The sequence below is a fragment of the Achromobacter sp. UBA5777 genome, assembly GCF_002418565.1.
Lineage (GTDB): Bacteria > Pseudomonadota > Gammaproteobacteria > Burkholderiales > Burkholderiaceae_B > Achromobacter > Achromobacter animicus.
Map to the genome: position 1 here is coordinate 15,060 of NZ_DIEJ01000203.1, position 409 is coordinate 15,468.

General features: G+C 66.3%; 1 protein-coding gene. It reads right to left on the bottom strand.

Going from position 1 to position 409, the window contains the following annotated elements:
- Positions 1-115 precede the first annotated feature (115 nt).
- The coding region (locus B3446_RS16865) for a type II secretion system F family protein (RefSeq protein ID WP_291383539.1) at positions 116-409 on the bottom strand (294 nt) is incomplete at its 5' end.

Sequence of the window (409 nt, forward strand, 5' to 3'; positions counted from 1 at the left end):
CATCCGCATCCGCACCGGCGAGAGCGACGAAGAGGCGCTCTGATCCGCATCTTTCACGGGCCGCGTCAACACGCGGCCCGAATTTCAGCGGCCCGCAACCCTGCGGCCCGCATCCCTACCTGATCAACTGGTTCATCTCCAGAATCGGCATCATCACTGCCAGCACGATCAGCAGGACAAATCCCCCCATCAGCAATATCAGCGCCGGTTCCAGCAGGGCCGTCATCGCCATCGCGCGCCGTTCCAGGTCGCGCGACAGGTTCTGCGCGCCGCGGTCCAGCAGCTCGGGCAGGCGGCCGGTTTTTTCGCCGCTGGCGATCAGATGCACCAGCAGCGACGGAAAGACCTTCTGCGCGCCGAGCGATGACGACAGTGCCGCGCCTTCGCGGACCCGCGCGGCGGCTTCGTC